The sequence below is a fragment of the Romboutsia sp. 13368 genome (genome assembly GCF_018336475.1).
Taxonomy (GTDB): Bacteria; Bacillota; Clostridia; order Peptostreptococcales; family Peptostreptococcaceae; genus Romboutsia.
In genome coordinates this window covers 712,366-713,678 of record NZ_CP048741.1, presented here as the reverse complement: position 1 = coordinate 713,678, position 1,313 = coordinate 712,366, and the positions used below count along the sequence as shown (strand labels likewise).

At 30.6% G+C, this 1,313-nt stretch carries 1 protein-coding gene; it reads right to left on the bottom strand.

What is annotated here, in order from left to right; translation table 11 throughout:
• Positions 1 to 158 precede the first annotated feature (158 nt).
• Positions 159 to 1,229, bottom strand: a complete 1,071-nt coding sequence (locus G3997_RS02830) for a TRAP transporter substrate-binding protein (protein WP_296647761.1) — start codon at positions 1,227 to 1,229, stop codon at positions 159 to 161.
• Between the last annotated feature and the right edge of the window lie 84 nt (positions 1,230 to 1,313).

Sequence of the window (1,313 nt, the reverse complement as noted above, 5' to 3'; positions counted from 1 at the left end):
TTGGACTATTAAGTAAATATCTTGATATAACTTGCCATRTTACTAATATAGTCATTAATGCTAATAATACACAGCATATAAATTCTAATGCTTTATCTAAACTTTTTCTAAGAGTTTCCATCTATATTCTCCTTCACAATATTTTATTACTTTTATGATTAATTAGCTTTTGTTTCAGAGCTTTCCTTAGAATTCTCTTTATTTTCATTTCTTGCTAATATTTCATCCCCTTTTGCTCTTATCTTGTCAAAAACAGCTTTCATTTCAGGATTTTGAGTATACTCATTATGTAAGTCTACCATTTTTTCTTGGAATGGTTTTATATCTGGATAGTAGAAATTAACTCCCATAGCTTCTGCTTTTTCCTTAGCTTCTGTTTCTGCAGCTTCCCAAGCATCTAATTCAAATTCATTTGCAAGTTTTCCACCATCTACTATTGCTTGAGATTGTTCTGGAGTTAATTCATCTAATAATTTAGCATTAACTATTAACATATCTGGTAGCATTGCATGCATATTATAAGAGTAGTGCTTTGCAACTTCACCATGTTTATTATTTATAAGTGCCAATTCATTATTTTCTGCTCCATCTATAACACTTTGTTGTAATCCTGTATAAACTTCACCGAATGACATTGGTGTTGGTGATGCTCCTAATGCTTCAAGCATTTTTACATTTGTTGGACTTGTTTGAACTCTTATTTTTAATCCTTTTAAATCCTCTGGTGTATTTATAACTTTCTTTGTAGTATATACGTTTCTTACTCCAGCATCAAACCATGTTAATCCTATAAATCCACTATCTCTAGTTGATTCATATATCGGCCCCATTATCTCTTCATCATTCATTACTTCATGATAGTGTTCTTTACTATCCATTATGTATGGTAAATTTAAAACAGTATATGAATCTTCAAAAGCTTCTAAGTTTCCAAGACTTGCAACAACTAAGTCTATAGCCCCTGTTTGACATAATTCAAGTGCTTGTGCTGAAGCCCCTAATAATTCATTTGGGAATAATTGAACATCTAATTCACCATTTGTTTTTTCTTCAACATATTTTTCAAACTCAATTAGGGCTTTATGTTGAGGATGCTCTTCATTTTGACCATGAGCAACTCTTATAACTCTTGCAGGTTTTCCTTCTCCATTTGAACTGCTACAACCTACACCTACTAATGACATCGCTGCTATTAATACTAGAGCAGATATACGTTTTCTTACCTTCATTAAAATTCCCCTTTCATCTAGTAAAAGTAAATTTTAGTATGTAATCTATAATTTCTTTTACTCATATATTTTAATAATAATTTA